The 348-nt window shown below is 49.1% G+C and carries 1 protein-coding gene; it reads right to left on the bottom strand.

The genetic code is table 11. The annotated features are described in order from the left end of the window. A partial coding sequence (locus DWV53_RS15460; RefSeq protein ID WP_220432024.1) for a hypothetical protein occupies positions 1-348 on the bottom strand: 348 nt, incomplete at both ends.

Below are 348 nucleotides of genomic sequence, written 5' to 3' on the forward strand. Positions count from 1 at the left end.
GCAGTCAGGACATTCCAACCGACAACGGCATTCGCACCGAAAGTGTTGGTAGAACTTTTGGTTGTCGAGAAGTTACTAATGCCCTTTACCTTGACAGGCTCACCATATACGACTTCTCCGTTGTCTGTCTTAATCTGTGGACGATAATATACAGAACCACCGGACTTATATACCTTGTCAGGAAGTCCGTCACCGTTCAAGTCAACGAGTGCGGAAAGTCCCTTGCTCGTGTCGCTTGAATAGCTGTATGAGCCACCCACGGTATTGCCTTTCCAAGGACTTCCGTCCACGACACCCACACCTGCATAGAACGAACCGCTTACAGAAGAACTTGTCGTTCCGCCAAGT

The organism is Segatella copri, assembly GCF_003465495.1.
Lineage (GTDB): Bacteria > Bacteroidota > Bacteroidia > Bacteroidales > Bacteroidaceae > Prevotella > Prevotella copri_G.